This window comes from Rhodanobacter sp. UC4452_H20, from assembly GCF_052978205.1.
Genome location: NZ_CM129662.1, coordinates 3,175,221 through 3,198,031, shown reverse-complemented (window position 1 = coordinate 3,198,031; position 22,811 = coordinate 3,175,221). Strand labels below are relative to the sequence as shown.

Here is a 22,811-nt window from a genome sequence, read left to right as displayed (position 1 = left end):
CTCCTCACTCCTCTTCACTCACTTCTCGCTCGCCGGTACAAGCGCGATCACGGTCCAGCCCGGCTTCGGCTCCAGTTCGCGCTTGGTCGAGGCCACCCGCAAGGCGCCTTTTTCCTCCACGCCGAACATCAGCACCGTGCCGGAACCGTACTGTTCGACGAATTGCGGCCAGTCGAAGGTAGCGGTGAGTTTGGTCGACTTGATCCGCCAGCCTTCGTCCAGCATCTGCGCGAAGCGGCCGTGGGTCATCTCCTCGTCGAACAGCGGCGGCGCCAGCAGGCTGCCGGCGAGCGCGGCGCGGTCGGTGTTCTCGCGTGGGGTGAGGTTGCGCAGGCGATACACCTTGTCGCGGCCGAATTCCTGGCGGTAGCGCACGCAGGCGAGCGAATTGCGCTCGCGATGGGTGGACACCGCGAGCAGCCGGCCGATGCCGGTCAGATCGAGATGGCGTTCCGCATGCGGCGAGGCCGGGTTGCCGAAGAACGTGGTCAGCCCGTCCATGCGCGCCAGCCGGATGCCCTCCCAGTCGTCGTCGGCCAGCATCACGCGGAAGCCGGCGTCGTGCAGCGACTGGGCGATCGCGCGCGCCACGTGGTCCGAGCCGAAGATCAGCACGCCGCGCGGCTCCGGCTCGGCCACTTTCAGCCAGATCGCCAGCGGCCGCGCGGTGGCGCTCTGCAGGATCACCGTGCCGATGATGAGGGTGAACACCAGCGGCACCAGCGCCTCGGCGCCGGCCACGCCGAGCTGATCCAGGCGCAACGCGAACAGCGCGGAAACCGACGCCGCCACGATGCCGCGCGGCGCCACCCAGCCGATCAGTGCGCGCTCGCGCCAATTCAGGCCGCTGCCGAAACTCGAGAGCGCCACGGTCAATGGCCGCACCAGCAACTGCGCAATCACGAACAGCGCGAGGCCCGCGCCCAGCATGCCGTCCGGCAGCGGCCAGTGCAGTCGTGCCGCCAGCAGGATGAACAGCAGCGACACCAGCACCGTGGTGAGGCTTTCCTTGAAATCGAGGATGTCGTCGATGTGCACCCCGCGCAGGTTGCCCAGCGCAATGCCCATGATCGTCACCGCCAGCAGCCCCGACTCGTGGGTCAGCGTGTTGGAGATGCTGAAGGCGAACAGCACCGCGGCCAGCACCGCATAGTTCTGCAGGTATTCGGGGATCAGCTGGCGGCGCAGGAAGAACGCCATCAGCCAGGCAGCCAAGGCGCCGATCCCCACGCCGCAACCGATGGTTGCCAGGAAGATGCCGATGGTGTGGCCTTCCTGCCGCGACACGATCGCCTCGTAGATCAGCACTGCGAACAGCGCGCCCAGCGGATCGATCACGATGCCTTCCCAGCGCAGCGTGTTGGCGATGCGCGCGTTCGGTCGCAGCGTGCGCAGCATCGGCGCGATCACGGTCGGGCCGGTGACGCAGCCCAGCGCACCGAACAGCAGCGCGATCGGCCAGGCCAACCCGGCGACCAGATGAGCAGCCAGCGCCAGCAGCAGCAGCGAGGCCACCGCGCCGTAACTGACCAGCCCGCGCACGGCCTTGCCGATGCCGGGCAGTTCGTGGAAACGCAGGGTCAGGCTGCCCTCGAACAGGATCAGCGCCACCGCCAGCGACACGGTGGGAAACAGCAGATCGCCCAGCAGCTTGTCCGGATCGAGCACCCCGGTGGCCGGCCCGAGCGCGATGCCGGCCAGCAGCAGGAACAGGATCGCCGGCAGCCTCACCCGCCACGCCAGCCACTGCGCGAGAAACCCGATCATCAGCATGCCGGCGAGCATCAGGCCCAGATCGATCGTCATTGCAGTCCCTGGAATGGTCAGGGCGACATCGGAACATGCGGCGGCGCGTGCGTCCAGCAGGAAAGAGCAGGAGTGAGCGGAGAGGAATGATGAGTGAAAGAAGAGCAACGGCATGTCGCGACATGCTTTCTCTCACTCCTCATTCCTCTCCACTCACTCCTGCCTTTACACCCTGCGGTACTGCAGGGCTTCGGCCAGGTGCTCGCGTTCGAGCAAGGCGGCGCCGCCGTCGAGGTCGGCGATCGTGCGGGCGACGCGCAGCACCCGATGATAGGCGCGCGCGGAGAGGCCCAGCCGCTCGAGTGCCTGTTCGAACCAGCGCCGCTCCGCCGGCCCCAGCGCACAATCGCGCTCCAGTTCGCGCGTGCTGATCTCCGCGTTCGGCCGGCCTGCGCGCATCAGTGCGTGGCGGCGGGCATGGAGCACGCGAACGCGAACGGTGGCGGAGTCCTCGTCGCGCGCGTTGCGCGGCGTGCCCAGTTCGGCCAGCGCCACCGGCGGCACTTGCACGCACAGGTCAATGCGATCCAGCAACGGCCCGGAAATACGTGCGCGGTAACGCTGCACCTGGTCGGGCGTGCACTGGCAGCGCGGCTCGCCGGCATAGCCGCACGGGCACGGATTCATCGCCGCGACCAGCTGGAACTGGGCAGGAAAGGTCGATTGCCGCGCCGCCCGGGAAATCATGATATGGCCCGATTCCATCGGCTCGCGCAGCACCTCCAGCACGTGCCGGCTGAACTCGGGAAGCTCGTCGAGGAACAACACGCCGTTGTGCGCCAGCGAGATCTCGCCCGGACGAGGAAACGAGCCGCCGCCGACCAGCGCCACCGCCGAGGCGGTATGGTGCGGCGCGCGGAACGGGCGCCGGCGCCAGCGCACGGGATCGGTGACCTGGCCCGCGACCGACAACACGGCGCAGGTCTCCAGCGCCTCCGATTCCGACAGCGGCGGCAGGATGCCGGGCAGGCGCTCGGCCAGCATGGTCTTGCCGGTGCCCGGCGGACCGACCAGCAGCAGGTGATGGCCACCGACCGCGGCGATCTCCAGCGCGCGGCGTGCCTGCAACTGCCCGCGCACGTCGGCCAGGTCCGGCCCGTCATGTGCGCCGCCATCGCTGGGAATGCCCACCGGCGCGGACAGGTCGTGCGCACCGCGCAGCCAGCCGCAGACTTCGGCGAGGGTCTCGGCGACGCGCACGTCGACGTCCGGCACCAGCGCGGCCTCGGCCGCGTTCTCGCGCGGCACCACCACCCGACGGTCGCGCGCGCGGGCGCGCAGCAGCGCCGGCAGCACGCCGGAGATGCCGCGCAGCGAGCCGGTCAACGCCAGCTCGCCGAGGAACTCGCAGTCATCCAGTTTCTCGCGCGGTACCTGGCCGCTGGCGGCGAGGATGCCCAGTGCAATGGAGAGATCGAAACGCCCGCCATCCTTGGGCAGTTCGGCCGGCGCCAGGTTCACCGTGACGCGCCGGTTGGGATACTCGAAGGCAGTGTTCTGGATTGCCACGCGCACGCGGTCGCGCGCCTCGCGCACGGCGGCCTCGGGCAGGCCGACGATGTTGGTGCAGGGCAAGCCGCCGGAGAGATGCACCTCGACCATCACCTGCGGGGCAGCGATGCCTTCCTGGGCGCGGCTGAGGGTGACGGCGAGGCTCATGCAGCCAGGGGCCGGCGGCGCAGCGATGGTGGTGGCGCGCTGACTGGCACAAACATCGCGCGACTCCATCAGCAGCGCTGGATAAATAACCGCCTCCGATCGTTCTCGGGGTGAGGGTGACGGATCGGAGGCGGCTCCCGGGAGGTGGTCAGTGCTGACCGCCGCGCGCGGCGACGACAGCTTCGAGCTCGGCCACCCGCTGTTCCAGCTCGTCGATCTTGGCCCGGGTGCGGGCAAGCACCTGGGTCTGCACGTCGAACTCTTCGCGAGTGACCAGGTCGAGGCGGCGCAATCCCTGCGCCAGAACATCCCGGAAGTTGGTGCGCAAATCCTGCTGCACCTGTGCCAGTCCTGGCGGTACCAACGACACAAGTCGCAGGGCAATCTGATCGATATCCTGCTTGTCCATCATGGACAGCGCCTCGAACTCGTCGGGGTAAATGCTAGGTGAACGCCGCGTGTTGCCGCCATCGGTATGCTCCATCAAAGACTGTAGGGATTGTCCTACACCGCTCCCGGTGAGGCGACAGCGCCCCGCCGGCCGGGCAGAATGCAGGTTTGCGGGCGCCTGCCGCCCGGCCGAAACGAGGAATGCTGCATGAAACTGGTCGTGGCGATCATCAAGCCGTTCAAGCTGGACGATGTGCGCGAGGCGCTGGCCGAGGTCGGCGTGCAAGGCGTCACGGTGACCGAGGTGAAGGGCTTCGGCCGCCAGAAGGGCCACACCGAGCTGTATCGCGGCGCCGAGTACGTGGTCGATTTCCTGCCCAAGATCAAGCTGGAAGTGGCGGTGGCGGACGACCAGCTCGACCGTGTACTGGAGGCGATCCAGGCCTCCGCGCGCACCGGCAAGATCGGCGACGGCAAGATCTTCGTAAGCACGCTGGAGCAGGTGATCCGCATCCGCACCGGCGAGCTGGATCACGATGCGCTGTAACGTCGCCGCAGCCCGCGCAGGCACCCGCCGCGTCCGGCCCGCAAAACGACTTGCGCACAATTTGTTGGGTTGACCCTTCCCGAGCCGCCCGATATGTTGTGTGCGTCGGTGCCAGACCCGATGCGACATCGGTTTGGCTTAAAAGGGAATCCGGTGTGACTCCGGAACTGCCCCGCAGCGGTAGAGCGGAAACGAACGTCTTCACGTGCACTGGCCCGCCGTGGCTGGGAAGCGAAGACAAGTAGGCGGATCGCCTCGATCCTCGTCCGCAAGTCCGAAGACCTGCCGGCACAGCGGGACGAACGTGTCCCGCTGCGTAGTGACGGCTTCCGCGGGGAAGTGCGTCGTGGAGCCAGGTCGCCGCACGGCGCCCGGCTTGCGCGCCGCCTCCGGAATCTTTCGCTATCAGGCCCTGCGCGCGGGAGCAGGCGTTTGATGTCCAGCCGGAGCCACCTGCCATGCAAGCCCTCGATACCGCCGAACGCGAGCGCGCCGTCGCGCCCGCCGAAACACCCGCCACCCACCAAACCGACACCGCGTTCGCGCTGACCCCGCCGCACAGCGCGGCCTCCATGCACGTGACCAAGCGCAACGGCGGCCAGGAAGCCGTCGACGTCAACAAGATCGTGCGCGCCGTGACGCGCAGCGCCGAAGGGCTGCACGGCGTCGACCCGCTGCGCGTGGCACTGAAAACCATCGGCGGCCTGTACGACGGCGCCACCACCGCCGAGCTGGATCAGCTCTCGATCCGCACCGCCGCCGCGCTGACCGCGGAGGAACCCGAATATGGCCAGCTGGCCGCGCGCCTGCTCGGCGCGTACATCGACAAGGAGGTCGGCGGCCAGGAAATCCAGAGCTACTCGCAGTCGATCGCGCGCGGCGCCGAGTTGGGCATCCTCAACGACCGCCTGCGTGATTTCGTGGCCGCCAACGCACGCAAGTTCAACGACGCGATCGACGTGCTCGCCACCCGCCGCTTCGAATACTTCGGCCTGCGCACGGTGTATGACCGCTACCTGCTGCGCCATCCGCAAACGCGCCTGGTGATCGAGACACCGCAGCACTTCTTCATGCGCGTCGCCTGCGCGCTGGGCGGCAACGAGATCGGCGAGACGCTGGAACTGTACCGGTTGCTGTCCTCGCTGAAATACCTCGCCAGTTCGCCCACCCTGTTCAACGCCGGTACCGCGCACGAGCAGCTCAGCTCGTGCTACCTGCTCGACTCGCCGGTCGACTCGCTGGAGTCGATCTACGACAAGTACGCCGACGTGGCCAAGCTCAGCAAGTTCGCCGGCGGCATCGGCCTGGCGTACTCGCGGGTGCGCTCGCGCGGCTCGCTGATCCGCGGCACCAACGGCCACTCCAACGGCCTGCTGCCGTGGCTGAAGACGCTGGATGCCTCGGTGGCCGCGGTGAACCAGGGCGGCAAGCGCAAGGGCGCCGCCTGCGTGTACCTGGAATCGTGGCATGCCGACATCGAGGACTTCCTCGAACTGCGCGACAACACCGGCGACGACGCCCGCCGCGCGCACAACCTCAACGTCGCCAATTGGATTCCCGACGAATTCATGCGCCGGGTCGAGAGCGACGGCGAGTGGTCGCTGTTCGATCCGAAGGTGGTGCCGCACTTCGTGGATAGCTGGGGTGAAGTATTCGACGCTGCCTATCGCAAGGCCGAGGTCGACGGCCTCGCCGTGAAAACCGTCAAGGCACGCGAACTGTACGCACGCATGATGCGCACGCTCGCGCAGACCGGCAACGGCTGGATGACGTTCAAGGACCGCTGCAACGCCACCTCCAACCAGACGGCCAAATCCGGGAACGTGATCCACCTGTCCAACCTGTGCACCGAGATCCTGGAAGTCAGCTCGGCAACCGAGACGGCCGTATGCAATCTGGGCTCGGTGAACCTGGCGCGGCATGTGCGCGATGGCGCGTTCGACTTCGACCAGCTCGCCTCGACCGTGCGCACTGCGGTGCGCCAGCTCAACCGCGTGATCGACCTCAACTTCTACCCGATCGACACCGCGCGCAACGCGAACATGAAGTGGCGCCCGGTCGGGCTCGGCGTGATGGGCCTGCAGGACGTGTTCTTCAAGCTGCGCCTGCCATTCGACTCGCCCGAGGCGCTGGCGCTGTCCACCCGCATCGCCGAGGAGATCTACTTCAATGCTCTGTCGCAATCGGCCGAACTGGCCGAAGCCGAAGGTCCGCATCCAGGCTTTGCCGAAAGCCGTGCCGCCAATGGCGAGCTGCAGTTCGATCACTGGCCGAACGCCACGCCACAGGACAGCACACGCTGGGACGCGCTGCGCGAGAAGATCAAGCAACACGGCCTGCGCAACTCGCTGCTGATCGCCATCGCGCCCACCGCCACCATCGCCTCGATTGCCGGCTGCTACGAGTGCATCGAGCCGCAGGTCAGCAACCTGTTCAAGCGCGAAACGCTGTCCGGCGATTTCCTGCAGGTGAATCGCCATCTCGCCGACGAGCTGAAGGCGCTGGGACTGTGGACGTCCGAAATCCGCGACGCGATCAAGCTCGCCGAAGGCTCGGTGCAGGGCATCGCCGCGATCCCCGAACGCCTGCGCGCGATCTACCGCACCGTGTGGGAACTGCCGCAGAAGTCGCTGATCGACCTGGCCGCCGCGCGCGGCGCATATGTCGACCAGAGCCAGTCGCTGAACCTGTTCATGGAAAACCCGAACATCGGCCAGCTGAGCTCGATGTACATGTACGCGTGGAAGGCCGGCATCAAGACCACGTACTACCTGCGCTCGAGGCCGGCCACAAGAATCGCCAAGACCACGGTGGCGGCGGTACCCGATCAGGCCCAAGCCACGGCCGCGGTGTTTTGTTCACTGGAGAACCCGGAATATTGCGAGGCCTGCCAATAGCGCCACGAGATGTCGCGATGAAGCGTTACCGGAATCTCCACGGCCAATCCGGCGTCGCCGCGTACGAATACGGCGACGGCTTCATCCGCATCCGTTTCGTCAACGGTGATGCCTACGAATACACCGACGAGGCCACCGGCCGCGAGCACGTCGCGAACATGCAGAAACTCGCGCAAGCGGGCCTCGGCCTCGCCACCTATGTCAGCCGCTTCGCGCATGACGCTTATGCACGCAAGCTTTGAATCGAAGGAACAATGATGTCCGCCCAACCCAACCGCAACGCCCACATCCTCGATCCCGGTTTCGAACTCACCCTGCGCCCCATGCGTTACCCCGGCTTCTACGAGAGGTACCGCGACGCGATCAAGAACACCTGGACCGTCGAGGAGGTGGATTTCTCGATGGACACGCGCGACCTCGACACCAAGATGTCGGCCGCCGATCGCCACCTGATCCGGCGCCTGGTGGCGTTCTTCGCCACCGGCGACACCATCGTGTCGAACAACCTGGTGCTGAACCTGTACCAGCACATCAACGCACCGGAAGCGCGCATGTACCTGTCGCGCCAGTTGTACGAGGAGGCGCTGCACGTGCAGTTCTACCTCACCCTGCTGGACACCTACATTCCCGACCCGGCCGAGCGCAACGGCGCGTTCGCGGCAATCGAGACCATTCCGTCGATCCGGCAGAAGGGTGCGTTCTGTTTCAAGTGGATCGACTCGATCCAGGGTCTGCACCGGCTGGAGACGCGCGAGCATCGCCGCCAGTTCCTGCTCAACCTGATCTGCTTCGCCGCCTGCATCGAAGGCCTGTTCTTCTACGCCGCGTTCGCCTACGTCTACTACCTGCGCTCGCGCGGCCTGCTGCACGGACTGGCCGCCGGCACCAACTGGGTGTTCCGCGACGAGAGCGGGCACATGGCGTTCGCCTTCGAGGTGGTGCGCACCGTGCGCGAGCAGGAGCCCGAGCTGTTCGACGACGCCATGCGCGCGCAGGTCGAGCAGATGATGGAGGACGCGATCGCCTGCGAGACCCAGTTCGCCGAGGACGTGCTGTCCGGCGGCGTGGCCGGCATGTCGGTGAAGGACATGCGCCAGTACCTCGAATACTGCGCCGACCAGCGTTTTGCCCAGCTCGACATGCCGAAGAAGTACGGCGCGAAGAACCCGTTCGACTTCATGGACCTGCAGGATGTGCAGGAGCTGGCCAACTTCTTCGAGCGTCGCGTCTCGGCCTACCAGGTCGGCGTGCAGGGCGAGGTGGCGTTCGACATGGCGTTCTGAGACGCTGGCGCACCCTGCCCCCAGCGAGCGAGCCATGGGTGCCTCCCGTCTCACCGTGCTGTTCGACAGTCCGCTGCTGCGGATCACCGACATCGACTGCAGCCACCCGCGCGGTGGTTGCGGCGGCGAACGCGGCGACGAGCGCACTCACCTGGTACTGCTGCGGCGTGGCGGCTTCGGTTATCACGTGCGCGGCGCGGAATACGTGGGCGACCCCGCCACCGCCCTGCTCTACCGCGCCGGCGACAGTTACCGCATCTCGCACCCGTTCGAGGGCGGCGACGCCGGCAGTTGTTTCGAGGTGGCGCCCGCACACGAGGAGGCGCTGTTCGGCCGGCGCCTGCGCGGGTCGGCCGACGCGGCGCGGCCGGTCGAGGCCATCGACCAGTACCGGCATCGTGCGCTCCACGCGGCGCTCGCCCACGGCGAGCGCGACAGTCTGCGCGTGGAGGAAGCGGCCGCCGAGCTCTGCACTGCCGTGCTTCGGCACGATACGGCGGCGAGCATCGCGCCGCTGTCTCATGCCACCCGGCGTCGGCTTGATCGCGTGCGGGAAGTGCTGCTGGCCGATCCGACCGCGGCCGTCGGCCTGGCCGAACTGGCCACCCATGCCGGCTGCTCGCCGTTCCACCTTTCCCGCCTGTTTCGCCGCACCTGCGGCAGCAGCCTGGTCGCCTACCGCACGCGCTTGCGCATCGCGCTCGCGCTCGACCGCCTCGCCCACGGCGCGGACAATCTCGCCACACTGGCCAGCGAGCTGGGCTTCAGTCATCAGAGCCATTTCGGCGCCACCTTCCGGCGACATGTCGGACTGACCCCGCGCGCCGCGCGCGCGACCCTGCATCCGTCGGCGCTGGCCCGCACGGGCAAGAATTTGATAGCGGCACACTGGCCGGAGTCCTAGCGTCGGAGCCATGCCCGGCCGCTCGCCGGGTCTTCGACGGAGGCCACCATGAAACTGTCCGCCACCCTGCTCGCGTTTATGCTGGGTACCGCACCCGCCGCGGCAACCGCGCCGCACGCCTCCTTGCCGCCCGCGCTGGCCCGCGCGGTGGCCGCGTTCGACCGCGCCCAGGTCGAAGGCGATGGCGCGGCGCTGCAGCGCCTGCTCGCCGACGACTACGTGCTGTTCAACAGCCGCGCCCGGGTCGAGAACAAGGCGGACTTCATCCGCGACTACACCGCCCCCGGCTATTCGCTGAAACCGTTCACGGTCGAGCACGAGGTCGTGCGCCACTGGCCCGGTGGCGCCGTGCTCGGCGGCGTGGCCACGCTGGAGGGCAGCAGCGAGGGCAAGCCGTTCAAGGCGCGATTGCGCTTTGCCGACATCTGGCGCGAGCGCGACGGCCGCTGGCAAGTGATCTTCACCCAGGCGACCCGCGTGGCGACACCGTAACCCGCTGCATGACCTTCGGCAGGGTGGCCACGCGGGCTATTGACTACAGATGTAAGCATGGCGTAGCTTGCCTACAACTGTAGTCAAGCGGGAACGGGCATGCGCAAACCTTCCATCGGCGACCAGGAACTGGCGCTGCTGCAGCACATCGACGAGAGCGGCACCGCTTCTGTCGGCGAGGTGGCCGCCAGCTTCGGCGAGCCGCGCGGGCTGGCCCGCTCCACCGTGCTGACGATGATGGAGCGGCTGCGCGGCAAGGGCTATCTCAAGCGCAAGCAGCTGCGCGGCATGTTCCGCTACAGCATCGCCACCGGCCCCGGCGAGGCGATGCGCAGCGCGGTGGGCAGCTTCGTCGAGAAGACCCTGAGCGGTTCGGTCTCGCCGTTCGTGGCGTGGATGTCCGAGCGCGCCGAAGTGAGCGACGACGAGCTGGCCGAGCTGGAGGCGCTGGTGGCGCAGTTGCAGAGCCGGCGGCGGGAGTCCTGACATGTCCATCGACCACGTCGTCATCTCGCTGCTGGCCCGGTTGGGCTGGACTTCGCTGCAGGCGGTGATTCTGATCGGCCTGCTCGCCCTGCTGGTGCATCTGCTGCCGCGGCTGTCGGCGGCGATGCGTTGCACCTTGTGGTGGCTGGTCGGCGCACAGTTGCTGGCCGGCATGGTCTGGCATGCGCCGCTGCAGCTGCGGCTGCTGTCGCCGCCGGCGGTCGAACGCACGCTCGACGCGGCGGTGGTATCGACGCCTGCGCCGGCCAACCTGCTGGTCAACGCCACGGCGAGCGTCGCGGCGGCACCGCACGAGAACCGCGCGCCGACACCGGCGTCGCCCGCCGCGCCCCGCTGGTTGGCGCACGCGCCGCTGGCGCTGGCCCTGCTGTGGCTGGCGGGCTTGCTGGCGCAGCTGCCGGCCATCGTTCGTCAGGGTTGGCAAGCGCGCCGGCTGCTGCGCGAATCCACGCCGGTGGCCAATGCGTCGCTGCAAGCGCAATGCGCGACGCAGGCACACGCCCTGGGCCTGCGCCGCGCGCCGGCCTTGCGCGCCTCCGCCGCGATCGCTTCGCCGCAGGTACTCGGCTGGCGTCGCCCCACCATCCTGCTGCCGACCGGACAGGCGTTGAGCGAAGGCGATGCATCGCTGGCGCTGATCCACGAGCTGGCTCACGTGCGGCGCGGCGACCTGTGGCTGGGCTGGATTCCGGCCATGGCGCAGCGGCTGTTCTTCTTCCACCCGCTGGTGGCGTGGGCGATGCGCGAGTACGCACTGGCGCGCGAGGCGGCGTGCGACGCGCAGGTGCTGGCGCAGCCGGACATCGAACCGCAGCGTTATGGCCGGTTGCTGCTGCAGCTGGGCGTGGCGCATCCCCTGCGTGCCGGCCTGGCCGGCGCGTCCCCTTCGTTCGGCAATCTCAAGAGGCGACTGACCATGTTGCAACACACCCCGATGCTTCCCCGCCAGCGCGTGCAGGGCTGGCTGCTGGTTGCCGTGATCGCGATCGCCGGCGTGCTGCCGTATCGCGTCACCGCCGCGGCGCCCGATCAACCGGCGCCCCCCGCGCGCAATGCTTCCACCGCGTGGATGGCGCCTCCGCCGCCCGCACCGCCACCGGCCACCGCGCCCGCGTTGCCCGCCATGGTCGCGCCGGCCGCTCCACCGGCACCGCCGGCACCGCCAGCACCGCCGGCCCCTCCCGCACCGCCCGCACCGATCACCGGCATGGGCAGCCACATGATGATCAGCACCCACGACGACACCGGCTACGCCTTCGCCCTGCTGGACGGCAACTCGACCACCGTCAACGGCACCGACGCCGATCTCGCCGCCGTGCGCCGGCTGCATCAGCGCGGCGAGCCCCTGCTGTGGTTCCGCCGCGGCGACACGTCCTGGACGATCCGCGACCGCGCCACCCTCGAACGGGCCAAGGCGATCTACGCACCGCTTTCCGCCCTGGCCGAACAGCAGGGCAAGCTGGGCGAGCAGCAAGGCGCGCTGGGCGAGAAACAGGGCCGACTGGGCGAACAGCAGGGCCGCATCGCCGCCGATCAGGGGCAATTCGCCGGGCGCCAGGCCGAACTGGCCGGCAGGGCCGCCGAACTGGCCGCCCGCCGCGCCGCCCTCGTCGGCCGCAGCGATTCCGCCGCACCCTCCGCCGCGCTGGACGCCCGGGAGCGCGAACTCGACGCCGCCCGCGTGCAGCTCGACAAGCAGCAACCCGACGTCGCCGATCGACAGGCGGCCCTGGCCGCCCGACAGGCCGAGCTTGGCCGGCAACAAGAGGTCCTCGGCAAGCAACAGGCCATCCTCGGCGAACGCCAGCAAGCCGCCTCCGCCAAGGCGGAGCAGCAGATGGTACAACTGCTGGACGAGGCGGTGGCGAAGGGCCTGGCGCAGAAGACCGCGCGGGATTGAGCGCGCCGCATCCGGCAAAGCCTCTCGCATCGACGCCTGAGAGCTCCCGCAACAGCAAAGGCCGGGTTTGCACCCGGCCTTTGCGTTGCCCTCGATCAAACGGTCGCGCTCACTTCCACGGCCACGCCTTCAGCTCGTACTCCTTCGGCGGCGTGTCGCCGGCGAGGTAGTGCACGAAGTAGTCCCAGCGGCGGCGGGTGACGTAGGGGGTGGCGTCGCCGTAGGCGTGGTGGGCGTTGGGGATCATCAGCAGGTCGAAGTCCTTGTTCGCCTTGATCAGCGCGTCGACCATCAGCAGGGTGTTGCCGGGCGGCACGTTGTCGTCCATCGTGCCGTGCACCAGCATCAGCCGGCCCTTGAGTCGCGCCGCCTGGTTGGGGTTGGCCTGGTCGTCGTAGTTGCTCTTGCCATCCTTGTTCTTGACCAGCTCGCCCTGGTACTTCTCGGCCCAGTCGTCCTCGTAGTGGCGATTGTCATGGTTGCCGCTTTCGGACCACGCGACCTTGAAGAAATCCGGGTAGCGCAGCATCGCGCCGGTGGAGGCGTTGCCGCCGCCGGAGTGGCCCCAGATGCCGACGCGGTCGAGGTCGATCCACGGGTAGCGCTTGCCCAGTTCCTTCAGGCCGGCGACCTGGTCGGGCAGCGTGTTGTCGCCCATGTCGCCATACCAGGTGTCGTGGAACGACTTGGAGCGCCACGGCGTGCCCATGCCGTCGATCGCCACCACGATGAAGCCCAGCTCGGCCATCGCCTGGTGGTCGGCGCGCGCGGAAGAGAAGCTGCGCCCGCGCACCGAGCCGGTCTGCGGGCCCGGGTAGATGTAGTCGATGATCGGGTACTTCTTCGAGGCATCGAAGTGCGACGGCTTGAACATCATGCCGTACAACTCGGTCTTGCCGTCCCGCGCCTTGACCGTGATCGGCACCGGCGGCACCCAGCCGGCCGCCTTCAATCGGGTGATGTCGGCGCGGGCCACGGTAGCAAGCGTACGGCCGTCGTCGGCAGCCCGCAGCACGGTGACCGGCGGCGCGGTCGGCGTCGAATAGACGTCCACGAAGGTCTTGCCATCGGGCGACAGGGTGATCTCGTGGTTGGCCGCTTCCGGCGTCAGCAGCACCGGCTTGCCGCCATCCAGGCCGACCTTGAAGAACTGCTGGTAGTAGGGGTTCACACCCGGCGTGCGGCCCACGCCGCGAAACCACACGGTGCGCGACTTCGCATCGACCTTGAGCACCTCGGTGACGTTGCCCGTGCCGGTGGTGATCGCGTGCTTGAGCTTGCCGGTGTCGAGGTCGTAGAGGTACAGGTTGCCCCAGTCGTTGCGCTCGCTGAACCAGATCGCCTCATGCGTGGCCGGCAGGTAGCGCCAGTTGACCGCACCGTTGCCGCTTTCGTAATACGTCGGCGAGGTTTCCTCGAACACCGTGCGCACCTTGCCGGTGGCCGCATCGGCGATGCGGAACCACGCGTGCTTGTGGTAGCGCGAGGTGGAGACGAAGGCCAGGGTCTTGCCGTCGGGCGCCCACTTCACGTCATCCCAGCCGCCGTCCGGACCGCAGCTGACGTCGTCGCACAGGGTGGAACGGTGCTGGTCCGGCGGCATCTGCAGGCGCGTGACCTTCTTCGTCGCCACGTCGATGATGACGCGCTCGATCATCGTCACGTCCTTGTCGCCCACCAGCGGGTACTTCCATTTCTTCAACTTCGGATGGCCGACCGTGGTGCTGATCAGGTACATCTCGCCGGTCTTGCGCTGGTCCTGCTGGAAGGTGGCGATCTGCTTCGAGTCGGGCGACCACTCCACGATCGCCTTGTCCGTGTGTTTCCAGCCGGCGTTGTCGGTGGCGTAGCCGAAGTTCTCGACGCCGTCGGTGGTGAGCCGGGTTTCCTTGCCGGTCGCGACGTCGCGCAGCCACAGGTTCCAGTCGCGGATGAAGGCCTCGCTCTTGCCGTCCGGCGACAGCGCGCCGGGTTCCTTGCCGGTCTTCACCAGCGTTGCGCGATCGACGCAGCTGGCCTCGGCGGCGACGAGGTCGCACACGTAGTGCTTGCTGCGCACGGTGACGTCGATGCGGCCGTCGGGCTTCGCCTCGTAAGCGGTCACCGGCAGCTTCATCGCGTCGACCGGCTTGCCGCCGGCCTTGCCCAGCGCCGCGGCCAGCTTCGCCTGGTCGAACAACGCCATGGCCTTGCCGCTGGCCGCATCCATGCGGATGAAGTGATCGCCGCGCTGGTCATGGTCGACGTACCAGAAATGGCCATCGTCCAGCCAATGCACGGCCGTCACCGCGTGGTCGACCAGCGGCGTGGTGTTGTAGCTCATGAAACGCTCGGCCTGCGCGTAGTCATTCGCGTCGAGCACCCGCCCATGCGCGGCGGCGACGCCGGACAACAGCCCCAGAAACACCGCGCCACAAAGGCGCAACTTGCCGAACCTTGAATACATCTGTTGATCTCCCCAAACCCGGATGCGCAACCGCCGGTGGCTGCGTCGACACACGTCCTGCCGATGCTAGCGCGATATCGCCTTGCCCACTCTGTGCCAAAGGTCCACGTCACCCGCCACCCGCCCCTTCGGCACGATGCGCCGCCGCAGGGTTTCGCCTACCGCGGAACTGGCCGGTGGACGACACGGAATGGCGAACACGCTTGTTGCGGATCGCCATGATGCAAAGACCCACCTGTTCGACATGCGAACAACCCACTCCGACTCTGGACTGGACCGGTATCAGGAAGGCAAGATTGCCCGGCCGGCACGCCCTGCAAGCTCGACTTGGCGCGCGGTTGTTGCCTGTGAAACAACCCGCGTGAGGCGTTTCATCCGCCTCGAGTGCCGTGCATTCACCTACGTTGGAATGACATCAAAATAGGGACTATTGATGAAAACACGCAATGCATTGACCGCCAGCTGTCTGTTCGCCCTGGCGCTGTCCGGTTGCGCCACCATGTCGACGACCGATGCGATGGTGCCCTTGCAAACCGAAACCGCACACATGCTCGGCCTGGCCTCTTCAGAGGAGCTGACGATCACTGACGTCAACGCCGGAAAGCCGGACGCACTGGGCGGTCAGGATTACACCTATACGGCAGCGACGAAATCGGGACGGACGTTCGACTGTTCGGCACGCATGACGCCGGGCATCATGGGCGCCGCGCCGACCATCTCGGCCCCCACCTGCAAGGCGATCAAAAGCCATTCCTGATCGTCCCGCATCCGGTCGTTGACCAGCCAGCAGCCCCGAGCCCCAGGCGAGGGGCTGTTGTTTTTCCAGGGTTGGCCGGATCGCGCCATTTGTCGGCAACGAGGAGCCTGTCCGCCGCAGCATCAACGCAGCGCCGCCGTCAGCTCCACCAGCCAGTCGACGAACACGCGCAGGCGCGCCGGCATCTGGCGTTGTGGCGGATAGAGCACGGTCATCGGCAGCGAGGGTGGCGGGAACGCCGGCAGCAGCTCGCGCAGCTGGCCGCGCTTGAGTTCGGCGGCGACGCGGTAGCGCGGGATCTGCGCGATGCCCAGGCCGGCCTCGCAACAGCGGTAATAGGCTTCGGCGCTGCTGACGCTGACGCAGCCGGGCAGCGCGACCTCGCGGCGCTTGCGCCCGACCATGAACTCCAGCGGCTCGACGCGGCGGGTGGTGGGCGAGATCCAGTTCACCGCCACATGGCCGTCCTGCAGTGCGGCGAGCGAGTCGGGCGCGCGATGCCGGCGCAGGTAGGCGCTGCTGACCACGGTGGCCAGCTCGAAACGGCCGACGCGGCGGCCGACCATGTCCGAATCGGCCAGTTCGCCGATGCGCAGCACGCAGTCCACGCCTTCGCGCACCAGGTCGACGAAGCGGTCGCCGGTGCCGATGTCCAGGTGGATCTGCGGATAGCGGGCAAAGAAATCGCGTAACGCGGGAATCACCAGCAGGCTCGCCAGCGAGGCGGGCAGGTCCACGCGCAGGCGTCCCTTCGGCTGCACCCGCGCCTCGCGGAAATCAGACTCCACCTCGTCGACGTCGGCAAGCAACCGCACGCAATGGCGGTAGTAGGTTTCGCCGTCGCGGGTCGCCTGCACGCGGCGGGTAGTCCGCAGCAGCAGCTGCGCACCCAGCCGCGCCTCCAGGCGCTTGATCGCGTGGGTGACGGTGGCGCGCGGCAGGTCCAGGTCCCCCGCCGCCGCGGTAAAGCTGCCCAGTTCGACGATCCGCGTGTACAGCCGCATGGCCTGCAGCCGGTCCATCGCCATTGTTGTTACTCGTGGAATGATGATGGCCATTATTGAGTATTTATCGAATCCCCGTCACGGCGCACCATGCGTCCACCCTCACCCACCGGAGCCATCCGCATGCAGACCCGCACCCTCGGCAACCGTTCCGCTGCCCCCCGCGTCTCCGCCCTCGGCCTCGGCTGCATGGGCATGAGCGCGTTCTACGGCGCACACGACGACGCCGAATCGATCGCGACCATCCACCACGCGCTGGAGCGCGGCCTCAACCTGCTCGACACCGCCGACATGTACGGTCCGCACACCAACGAGCTGCTGGTCGGCAAGGCCCTCAAGGGGCGCCGCGAGCAGGCCTTCGTGGCGACCAAGTTCGGCATCATGCTGGACCCGAACGACGCGCAGGCACGGGGCGTCAACGGTCGCCCGGAATACGTGCACGCCGCCTGCGACGCGAGCCTGAAGCGGCTCGGCATCGACACCATCGACCTGTACTACCAGCACCGCGTCGACCCGCAGGTGCCGATCGAGGAAACCGTCGGCGCGATGGCCGAGCTGGTGGCCGCCGGCAAGGTGCGCTACCTGGGACTGAGCGAAGCCTCCGGCGCCACGCTGGAGCGCGCCTGCAAGGTGCATTCGATCGCCGCGCTGCAGAGTGAGTTCTCGCTGTGGACGCGCGACCCGCAGACCAACGGCATGCTCGCCGCGTGCCGCAAGCTCGGCGTGAGCCTGGTCGCCTACTCGCCGCTGGGGCGCGGCTTTCTCACCGGCGCGATCCGTTCGCCGGACGATTTCGAGGCCGACGATTACCGGCGCCACAGCCCGCGTTTCGTTGGCGACAACTTTGCGCGCAACCTGCAGTTGGTCGAGCAGGTGAAAGCCATCGCCGCCGACAAGGGCTGCTCGCCTGCGCAGCTGGCGCTGGCCTGGGTGCTGGCGCAGGGCGAGGACGTGCTGGCCATCCCCGGCACCCGCAAGCGCAGCCGGCTGGACGAAAACCTCGGCGCGCTGGACGTGCAGCTCAGCGCCGCCGAGCTGAAGGCGATCGACGCGGTGTTTCCGCCCGACGCGGCCAGCGGCGAGCGCTACGTCAGCAGCGGAATGCGGATGGTCAACGCGTAAGGACGGAACTCGAAAGACCCGCAGGAGCCCGCTCGCGGGCGATGCTCCTGATGCCGGGATTCGCAAAAGCAAGAGCATCGCCCGCGAGCGGGCTCCTGCGAGAAGCGGCGGGGTAAACTTGGGCGAATGAGCACCCCCGAACATTCCCCGCTCGGCAAGGACACCGTCTACGCCGACCGCTACGACGCCAGCCTGCTGTTCCCGATCCCGCGCGCGGACAATCGCGCGCAGATCGGCGTGGCGGAGACGCTGCCGTTCCACGGCGTGGACATCTGGAATGCCTACGAGTTGTCGTGGCTCGACCCGCGCGGCAAGCCGCAGGTGGCGCTGGCCGAGTTCCGCGTGCCGGCGGCGTCGCCGTACATCATCGAGTCGAAATCGTTCAAGCTGTACTTGAACGGTTTCGCGCAGGAATCCATCGCCGATATCGACACGCTCGCCGAAACCCTGCGCCACGACCTCTCCGCCGTCGCCGGTGCTGTGGTCGGCGTGGAGCTCGCGCCGCTGCGCGCCGCGGCCTTGCCGGTAGTCGACCTCGACGGCGATCTGCTCGACGCGCAGGACATCGCCATCGATCACTACGGCCCACCGCGGCCCGAATACCTGCATGCGGATGCCGCGGCGACCGCAGTGGAGGAGACCGTGGTCTCGCACCTGCTGCGCTCGAACTGCCCGGTGACCGGCCAGCCCGACTGGGGCAGCGTGCAGATCGCCTACCGCGGCGCGCCGATCGATCACGCCGGCTTGCTGCGCTACCTCGTCTCGTTCCGCACCCACAACGAATTCCACGAGCAATGCGTGGAGCGCATCTTCGTCGACCTCACCCGCCGCTGCGCGCCACTGCAGCTGCGCGTGCACGCGCGCTACACGCGCCGCGGCGGGCTGGACATCAATCCGTTCCGCAGCAGCACGCCGGCCACGCCGGACAACCCGCGCACGGTGCGCCAGTAGTTGCGGCAACGCACTGTCACCACCGCGTGAAAAGTTCGGCAGGCGCGCGCGGCCGCTAATCGGCGCTTCATTTGCGCGGCGCTAGCCTCGGCGGGTGGGTCATGCCGACCAACCGTCCATGGAGTTCCGATGAAACGATCAACTGTCTTGATGGGCCTGTTGCAAGGCGCCGGCCTGGCCAGCCTGCTGCTGCTCGCCGCCTGCGGCAAGCACGATGAACCGGCCACCCCCGCCGCGACCCCCGCTGGCAATGCCGCTTCCGCGGCGTCGGTGCTGCCGACGCCGGCCCCCGCGCACACCGCGCCCGCGGCGCCGGCCGCCAGCAGCGCCATCGCGCCGGCGACCACGACGGCCGCGGCCGCTGCACCGGTGCCGCTGGCCTTTGCCAAGCTGACCGTGGGCGACGCCGTCGACAAGGGCCACCAGGTCACCCACGCGGCCGAACGCTTCGACGCCGACGATCACACGCTCTACGCCAGCGTGGCCACCGTGGGCAGCAGCCGCGACGCCACCATCGACGCCACCTGGCGTTACCTCGAAGGCGGCGGCCAGCTGGTCAGCAAGATCAGCCAGTCGATCGCCACCGATGGCCCGGCGATCACCACCTTCCAGGTGCACAACCCGGACCTGTGGCCGGAAGGCAAGTACACCGTGGACATCACCGTCGACGGCAAGCCTGCCGCCAGCCAGGATTTCAGCATCGGCAAGCCGTGAAGCGTCGCGAAGGCGCAGGCGTTCATGGCGGCTCCCGCGGGAAAAGTTGCCTGCATCCCCGGGTTGTGCCGCCTGCGATGAAAAGCCGAAACACCTGACAGACCCGTGCCGGAATTCGCGGTAGGCTCGACGAACCGCCCAAGGCCTGGCGCAGGATGCCGGCGATGCGTGGCGCTTCCGATCGACACGACCGACAAGGACATCACGATGCCGAAACTGCCCCCGCCCCCGGTTCCGCAGCGTCTGCGGGAAATGCTCAAGGACTACCCTGAGCACGTCCGGACCCTGCAGAACGATCTGAACGAGCTCATCGCCAAACCGTTCCGTGGAACGCCGATATTCGAACAAGCGATCTGGGCCCTGGAAGGCGCGCTTGATACTTTTATTGACGAAGCCCGCACCGAACTGCACGCCGCTGAAGCCAGTGGCGATGCGGAGGCGATCGCGAGGGCAGAAGCCAAGGAAAGCCTGATGTTCAGCGCCCGGTCGAGCAATGACGGTTTGTGCGACCTCAACGAGTTGTATGCGTACTTTGAGGCAAACAAGGGGGCGTTCCAGTGACCTCGTCCGAAGATCGCCTCGATCCGGGAACGCATGCGCGTGTTTTCGAGGAGCGCGTGGTTCCAAAGAGCAAGCTGCTGGAGAAGATGTCCCACGATCACCCCAAAGCCGTCATCTTGGGGGGACAACCCGGTGCCGGCAAAGGCGGTTTGGCTCGGACCGCCAGAAATGAATTGTTGGGTGATGTGATCAACATCGATCCCGACGAACTGCGCGACTACCACCCCCGCGTCCAGGAGTTCCGCTCCGCCCATCCCTACACTTGGTCAAGTCACACCCAAGCCGATGCCGGCCAGTGGGCCGACGAGTTGCGCGAGGCGGCAGTGGCAGGGCGCAAGCACTTCATCTTCGATACTACGCTGAGCAACGGGTCATGGTCAGCCGAGCTGATCCGCGACCTGCAGGCCAAGGGCTACGAGGTCGAGGTGCGCGTGGTGGCGGCACATGCATTGGAAAGCGAGCTCGGCGTCGATCAGCGATATGGGCGCAATCTGGACAAGAAGGGTTACGGCCGCCACGTCCCCGAAGGTGCGCGCGACGCGATCTACGACAAGGTGCCGGCGAGCCTGGACACGATCCACGCGGAAACGACCGCGCCCATCCGCCTCTTCGATCGCGAAGGCCGCGAGCTTTACGACAGCCGCACCGATGCCCGCTCGCCGGGACAGGCGTTGATCGAGGCGCGCGAAGCGCGTCTGCACGATCCGGCGATCACCCGCAGCCTCAAACGCAGTTGGCAGGATCAGCGGCTGTGGCACGAGACGTTGCCCGAAGCGATCACCGACAACCCGAAGGTGGCACCGGACACGGCCCGACGCCTGTTGATCGAGCGCGATGCCTCCAGGGTGGTCGAGGGCGTCCAGGGCAACCTCTCCCGGATCACCCATGTGGACTACACCACCCGGGTACACCCGAACGTCGTCAAGGGATTGGGCTTCGCCAGCGCCGCCGCCGTCGCCTGGGACGCCACGACCACCGCGCGCCACACGGCCACCCTGCTGCAGCAGGACAACCCGACGGGCGCCGCCTCGGCGGTCGAGCATTTCGGCTCGCGCAACCTGGGCATGCTCGGCGGCGCACTGCTGGGGGCGCAAGTCCTGGGCGCGGCGGGGATCGAGTCCGGCCCGCTGGATCTGATCGTCGCTGGCGTGGGAGGCATCGGCGGGGCGGTTGCCGGCGACAAGCTGGTCGACTGGCACGACCAGCACAAAATCCACAACCAGGCCGATGCGCAAGGCCGCCGCTGGCACCACGACCCGCAGCATCCGGAACATGGCTGGACGCGGGAGGTGCCCACCGGCGAGATCGGTTATGCGGCCAACCATCCGGTGGTCGGCTACGGCGTCATGCCCACGCCGGGCTGGCGCAGTGTCCGGGCCGATCCCGCGCTGGCTGCGCAACTCACGTTTCAAGCCAACAACACCGCGGTGGAACTGGCCCTGGCACACCCGGCCCCACCGCGCGATCCGTACACCCAGCCGGCCAGTGCGCAAGACACATCCAGCCGGCTTCCCGCGCCATGGCAGCGCGATGCCGCCTCGGGAGCGTGGTCGCGCACGGTCACCGACGCCGTACTGGAGCACGGCCTCAAGAGCACGCACGTGGAAACCGCCACGCCGTCACGCACCGCCGCCCTGGATGCCGCCGCGCATGCCACCCTCGCCGACAATCTGGCGCACTCCCGCCGCGGCATCGCCGCGCGCTATCAGGCGATCTACGCGCAACGCGGCTGGCAACAGCTCGGCCCCCTGCCCGATGCGGTAACCGACGCACTGCATGCGCCCACGAACATCTTGGACGCCTCCGACGGCCATGCTTACACCCGCGACGCGCGGGGCCACTGGAGCACGCCGGGCCGGCTGTGGGGTCGGAACGCGGCCGAGGGCAACCTGCGCGCGGAGCTCGATGCCACCGCGCAGCTGATCTCCACGACCTTCGCCATGCACGCGGCAACCCACGCCACGCAACAAACGCCGGCGCACGCCGCCGTTCCACCCATCCCGCCGCACCTGCACGACTTCCGCCATCCCGGCCACCCTCTGCACGCGAGCTACGGCACCCTGCTGCAGCACGTGCACGCGATGGAAGAGCGAGTGCGGATGGCGCACGGCGAGCACAGCGAGCGGGCGGCAGCCGCGCTGCTGGACCGGCACAGCGCCGACCGCCTGGGTCCGGCGGCGCGGGTCGAGCTGCACGGCGAAGGCAAGGCCATGGCGATGCATCTGGTCACCAACGAGCGCGCGCCCGGGAACACCTACCTTACCGTCGAGCGCCGCACCCCGGTCAGCGTGTTCGACGCGGTGGCCCGGTCAGTCGACGACGCCAGCCGCGACTGGTCGCGGCGCGAACTGCCGCATCTGTACCAGTCCCCAGTGCGAGTGGCCGAGACGCCGTCGCGCGATCCGTCGTCGCTCGAACCTTGCGACCTGCGCCGCCCGGACCACCCGCGCCATGCCGCATTCGTCAACATGCGCGAACACGTCGGTGCGGCCTATGCCCAGTACGGCATCGCGCGCAGCGCCGATCAGCTCGATCGCGCCACCGCGGCCGTCATGCTCGATCGGCCGGTACACGCTCGCCAGCCGGACCAGGTGCAGCTGTTGCCCGGTCCGCAGACCGGCCGCATCGGGCCGGACAGCGGCGTGCTGACCCGCGACTCCTCATCGTTCCTGCCCTGCACCACGACCACCCACGCCGCGGCCATGCAACAGCCACCGGAGGCGATGTTCCGGCAGCTCGACCAGCTGACCATGCTGCAGATGCAACAGGCGCAGATGCAGCCGGCGCAGGCGATGGGGCGATAGGGAGGCCTGGACAAGCCTTTGCTCACCATTTCCGCGAAAGCACACTGCCTTCCGGAATGGTTTCGCT

General features: G+C 68.0%; 19 protein-coding genes and 1 riboswitch. Of the genes, 14 read left to right on the top strand and 5 right to left on the bottom strand.

Annotation, left to right across the window (positions count from 1 at the left end):
* Positions 1-18: 18 nt before the first annotated feature.
* The 3 genes from ACVCMC_RS14830 to ubiK form a co-directional block, all read right to left on the bottom strand.
* Positions 19-1,806, bottom strand: a complete 1,788-nt coding sequence (locus ACVCMC_RS14830) for a cation:proton antiporter (RefSeq protein WP_395120506.1) — start codon at positions 1,804-1,806, stop codon at positions 19-21.
* 165 nt (positions 1,807-1,971) lie between these two features.
* Complete coding sequence (locus ACVCMC_RS14825) at positions 1,972-3,465, bottom strand: YifB family Mg chelatase-like AAA ATPase (RefSeq protein ID WP_395120508.1); 1,494 nt, start codon at positions 3,463-3,465, stop codon at positions 1,972-1,974.
* Between the two features lie 148 nt (positions 3,466-3,613).
* Positions 3,614-3,877, bottom strand: coding sequence for a ubiquinone biosynthesis accessory factor UbiK (ubiK, locus tag ACVCMC_RS14820; protein WP_447099516.1), 264 nt, complete (start codon positions 3,875-3,877; stop codon positions 3,614-3,616).
* A gap of 186 nt (positions 3,878-4,063) precedes the next feature.
* Here ubiK and glnK point away from each other — a divergent pair, with 186 nt between their 5' ends.
* From glnK to ACVCMC_RS14780, 8 genes are all read left to right on the top strand, one after another.
* Positions 4,064-4,402: a P-II family nitrogen regulator gene (glnK, locus tag ACVCMC_RS14815; RefSeq protein ID WP_136259205.1), complete on the top strand. Its 339-nt coding sequence runs from the start codon at positions 4,064-4,066 to the stop codon at positions 4,400-4,402.
* A gap of 89 nt (positions 4,403-4,491) precedes the next feature.
* Positions 4,492-4,706: riboswitch (cobalamin riboswitch) on the top strand.
* 154 nt (positions 4,707-4,860) lie between these two features.
* Positions 4,861-7,299, top strand: coding sequence for a ribonucleoside-diphosphate reductase subunit alpha (locus ACVCMC_RS14810; protein WP_447097846.1), 2,439 nt, complete (start codon positions 4,861-4,863; stop codon positions 7,297-7,299).
* A gap of 17 nt (positions 7,300-7,316) precedes the next feature.
* The gene (locus ACVCMC_RS14805) at positions 7,317-7,541 is read left to right on the top strand and encodes a hypothetical protein (RefSeq protein ID WP_447097845.1); all 225 of its coding nucleotides are present in this window, start codon (positions 7,317-7,319) and stop codon (positions 7,539-7,541) included.
* 15 nt (positions 7,542-7,556) lie between these two features.
* On the top strand, positions 7,557-8,582 hold the full coding sequence (locus ACVCMC_RS14800) for a ribonucleotide-diphosphate reductase subunit beta (RefSeq protein WP_447097844.1): 1,026 nt from the start codon (positions 7,557-7,559) through the stop codon (positions 8,580-8,582).
* 34 nt (positions 8,583-8,616) lie between these two features.
* A complete protein-coding gene (locus tag ACVCMC_RS14795; protein ID WP_447097843.1) occupies positions 8,617-9,486 on the top strand; it encodes a helix-turn-helix transcriptional regulator in 870 nt (289 codons plus the stop codon).
* A 48-nt stretch (positions 9,487-9,534) separates the two neighbouring features.
* A complete protein-coding gene (locus tag ACVCMC_RS14790; RefSeq protein WP_447097842.1) occupies positions 9,535-9,978 on the top strand; it encodes a nuclear transport factor 2 family protein in 444 nt (147 codons plus the stop codon).
* A 99-nt stretch (positions 9,979-10,077) separates the two neighbouring features.
* Positions 10,078-10,464, top strand: coding sequence for a BlaI/MecI/CopY family transcriptional regulator (locus tag ACVCMC_RS14785; RefSeq protein WP_395120517.1), 387 nt, complete (start codon positions 10,078-10,080; stop codon positions 10,462-10,464).
* Between the two features lies 1 nt (position 10,465).
* Positions 10,466-12,385: a M56 family metallopeptidase gene (locus ACVCMC_RS14780; RefSeq protein WP_447097841.1), complete on the top strand. Its 1,920-nt coding sequence runs from the start codon at positions 10,466-10,468 to the stop codon at positions 12,383-12,385.
* 109 nt (positions 12,386-12,494) lie between these two features.
* Here ACVCMC_RS14780 and ACVCMC_RS14775 read toward each other — a convergent pair whose 3' ends face one another.
* Positions 12,495-14,831, bottom strand: a complete 2,337-nt coding sequence (locus ACVCMC_RS14775; protein WP_447097840.1) for a DPP IV N-terminal domain-containing protein — start codon at positions 14,829-14,831, stop codon at positions 12,495-12,497.
* A gap of 433 nt (positions 14,832-15,264) precedes the next feature.
* On the opposite strand from ACVCMC_RS14775, the gene ACVCMC_RS14770 reads away from it, so the two are divergent.
* Positions 15,265-15,588 carry a hypothetical protein gene (locus ACVCMC_RS14770; RefSeq protein ID WP_395120521.1) on the top strand — a complete coding sequence of 108 codons (324 nt, stop codon included), beginning with the start codon at positions 15,265-15,267 and terminating at the stop codon, positions 15,586-15,588.
* Positions 15,589-15,710: 122 nt separating this feature from the next.
* On the opposite strand, the gene ACVCMC_RS14765 is transcribed toward ACVCMC_RS14770, so the two are convergent.
* Positions 15,711-16,610, bottom strand: coding sequence for a LysR family transcriptional regulator (locus tag ACVCMC_RS14765; protein ID WP_447099515.1), 900 nt, complete (start codon positions 16,608-16,610; stop codon positions 15,711-15,713).
* 105 nt (positions 16,611-16,715) lie between these two features.
* On the opposite strand from ACVCMC_RS14765, the gene ACVCMC_RS14760 reads away from it, so the two are divergent.
* The 5 genes from ACVCMC_RS14760 to ACVCMC_RS14740 all read left to right on the top strand — a co-directional run bounded on the left by ACVCMC_RS14760 (position 16,716) and on the right by ACVCMC_RS14740 (position 22,744).
* Positions 16,716-17,714, top strand: a complete 999-nt coding sequence (locus ACVCMC_RS14760; protein WP_447097839.1) for an aldo/keto reductase — start codon at positions 16,716-16,718, stop codon at positions 17,712-17,714.
* A gap of 126 nt (positions 17,715-17,840) precedes the next feature.
* Complete coding sequence (queF, locus tag ACVCMC_RS14755) at positions 17,841-18,665, top strand: NADPH-dependent 7-cyano-7-deazaguanine reductase QueF (RefSeq protein WP_447097838.1); 825 nt, start codon at positions 17,841-17,843, stop codon at positions 18,663-18,665.
* Positions 18,666-18,794: 129 nt separating this feature from the next.
* Positions 18,795-19,379, top strand: coding sequence for a hypothetical protein (locus ACVCMC_RS14750; protein WP_447097837.1), 585 nt, complete (start codon positions 18,795-18,797; stop codon positions 19,377-19,379).
* Positions 19,380-19,547: 168 nt separating this feature from the next.
* Positions 19,548-19,940, top strand: coding sequence for a hypothetical protein (locus ACVCMC_RS14745; protein ID WP_447097836.1), 393 nt, complete (start codon positions 19,548-19,550; stop codon positions 19,938-19,940).
* Positions 19,941-20,026: 86 nt separating this feature from the next.
* Entirely contained in the window at positions 20,027-22,744 is a 2,718-nt protein-coding gene (locus tag ACVCMC_RS14740) for a zeta toxin family protein (RefSeq protein WP_447099514.1), read from the top strand.
* Positions 22,745-22,811: the final 67 nt, after the last annotated feature.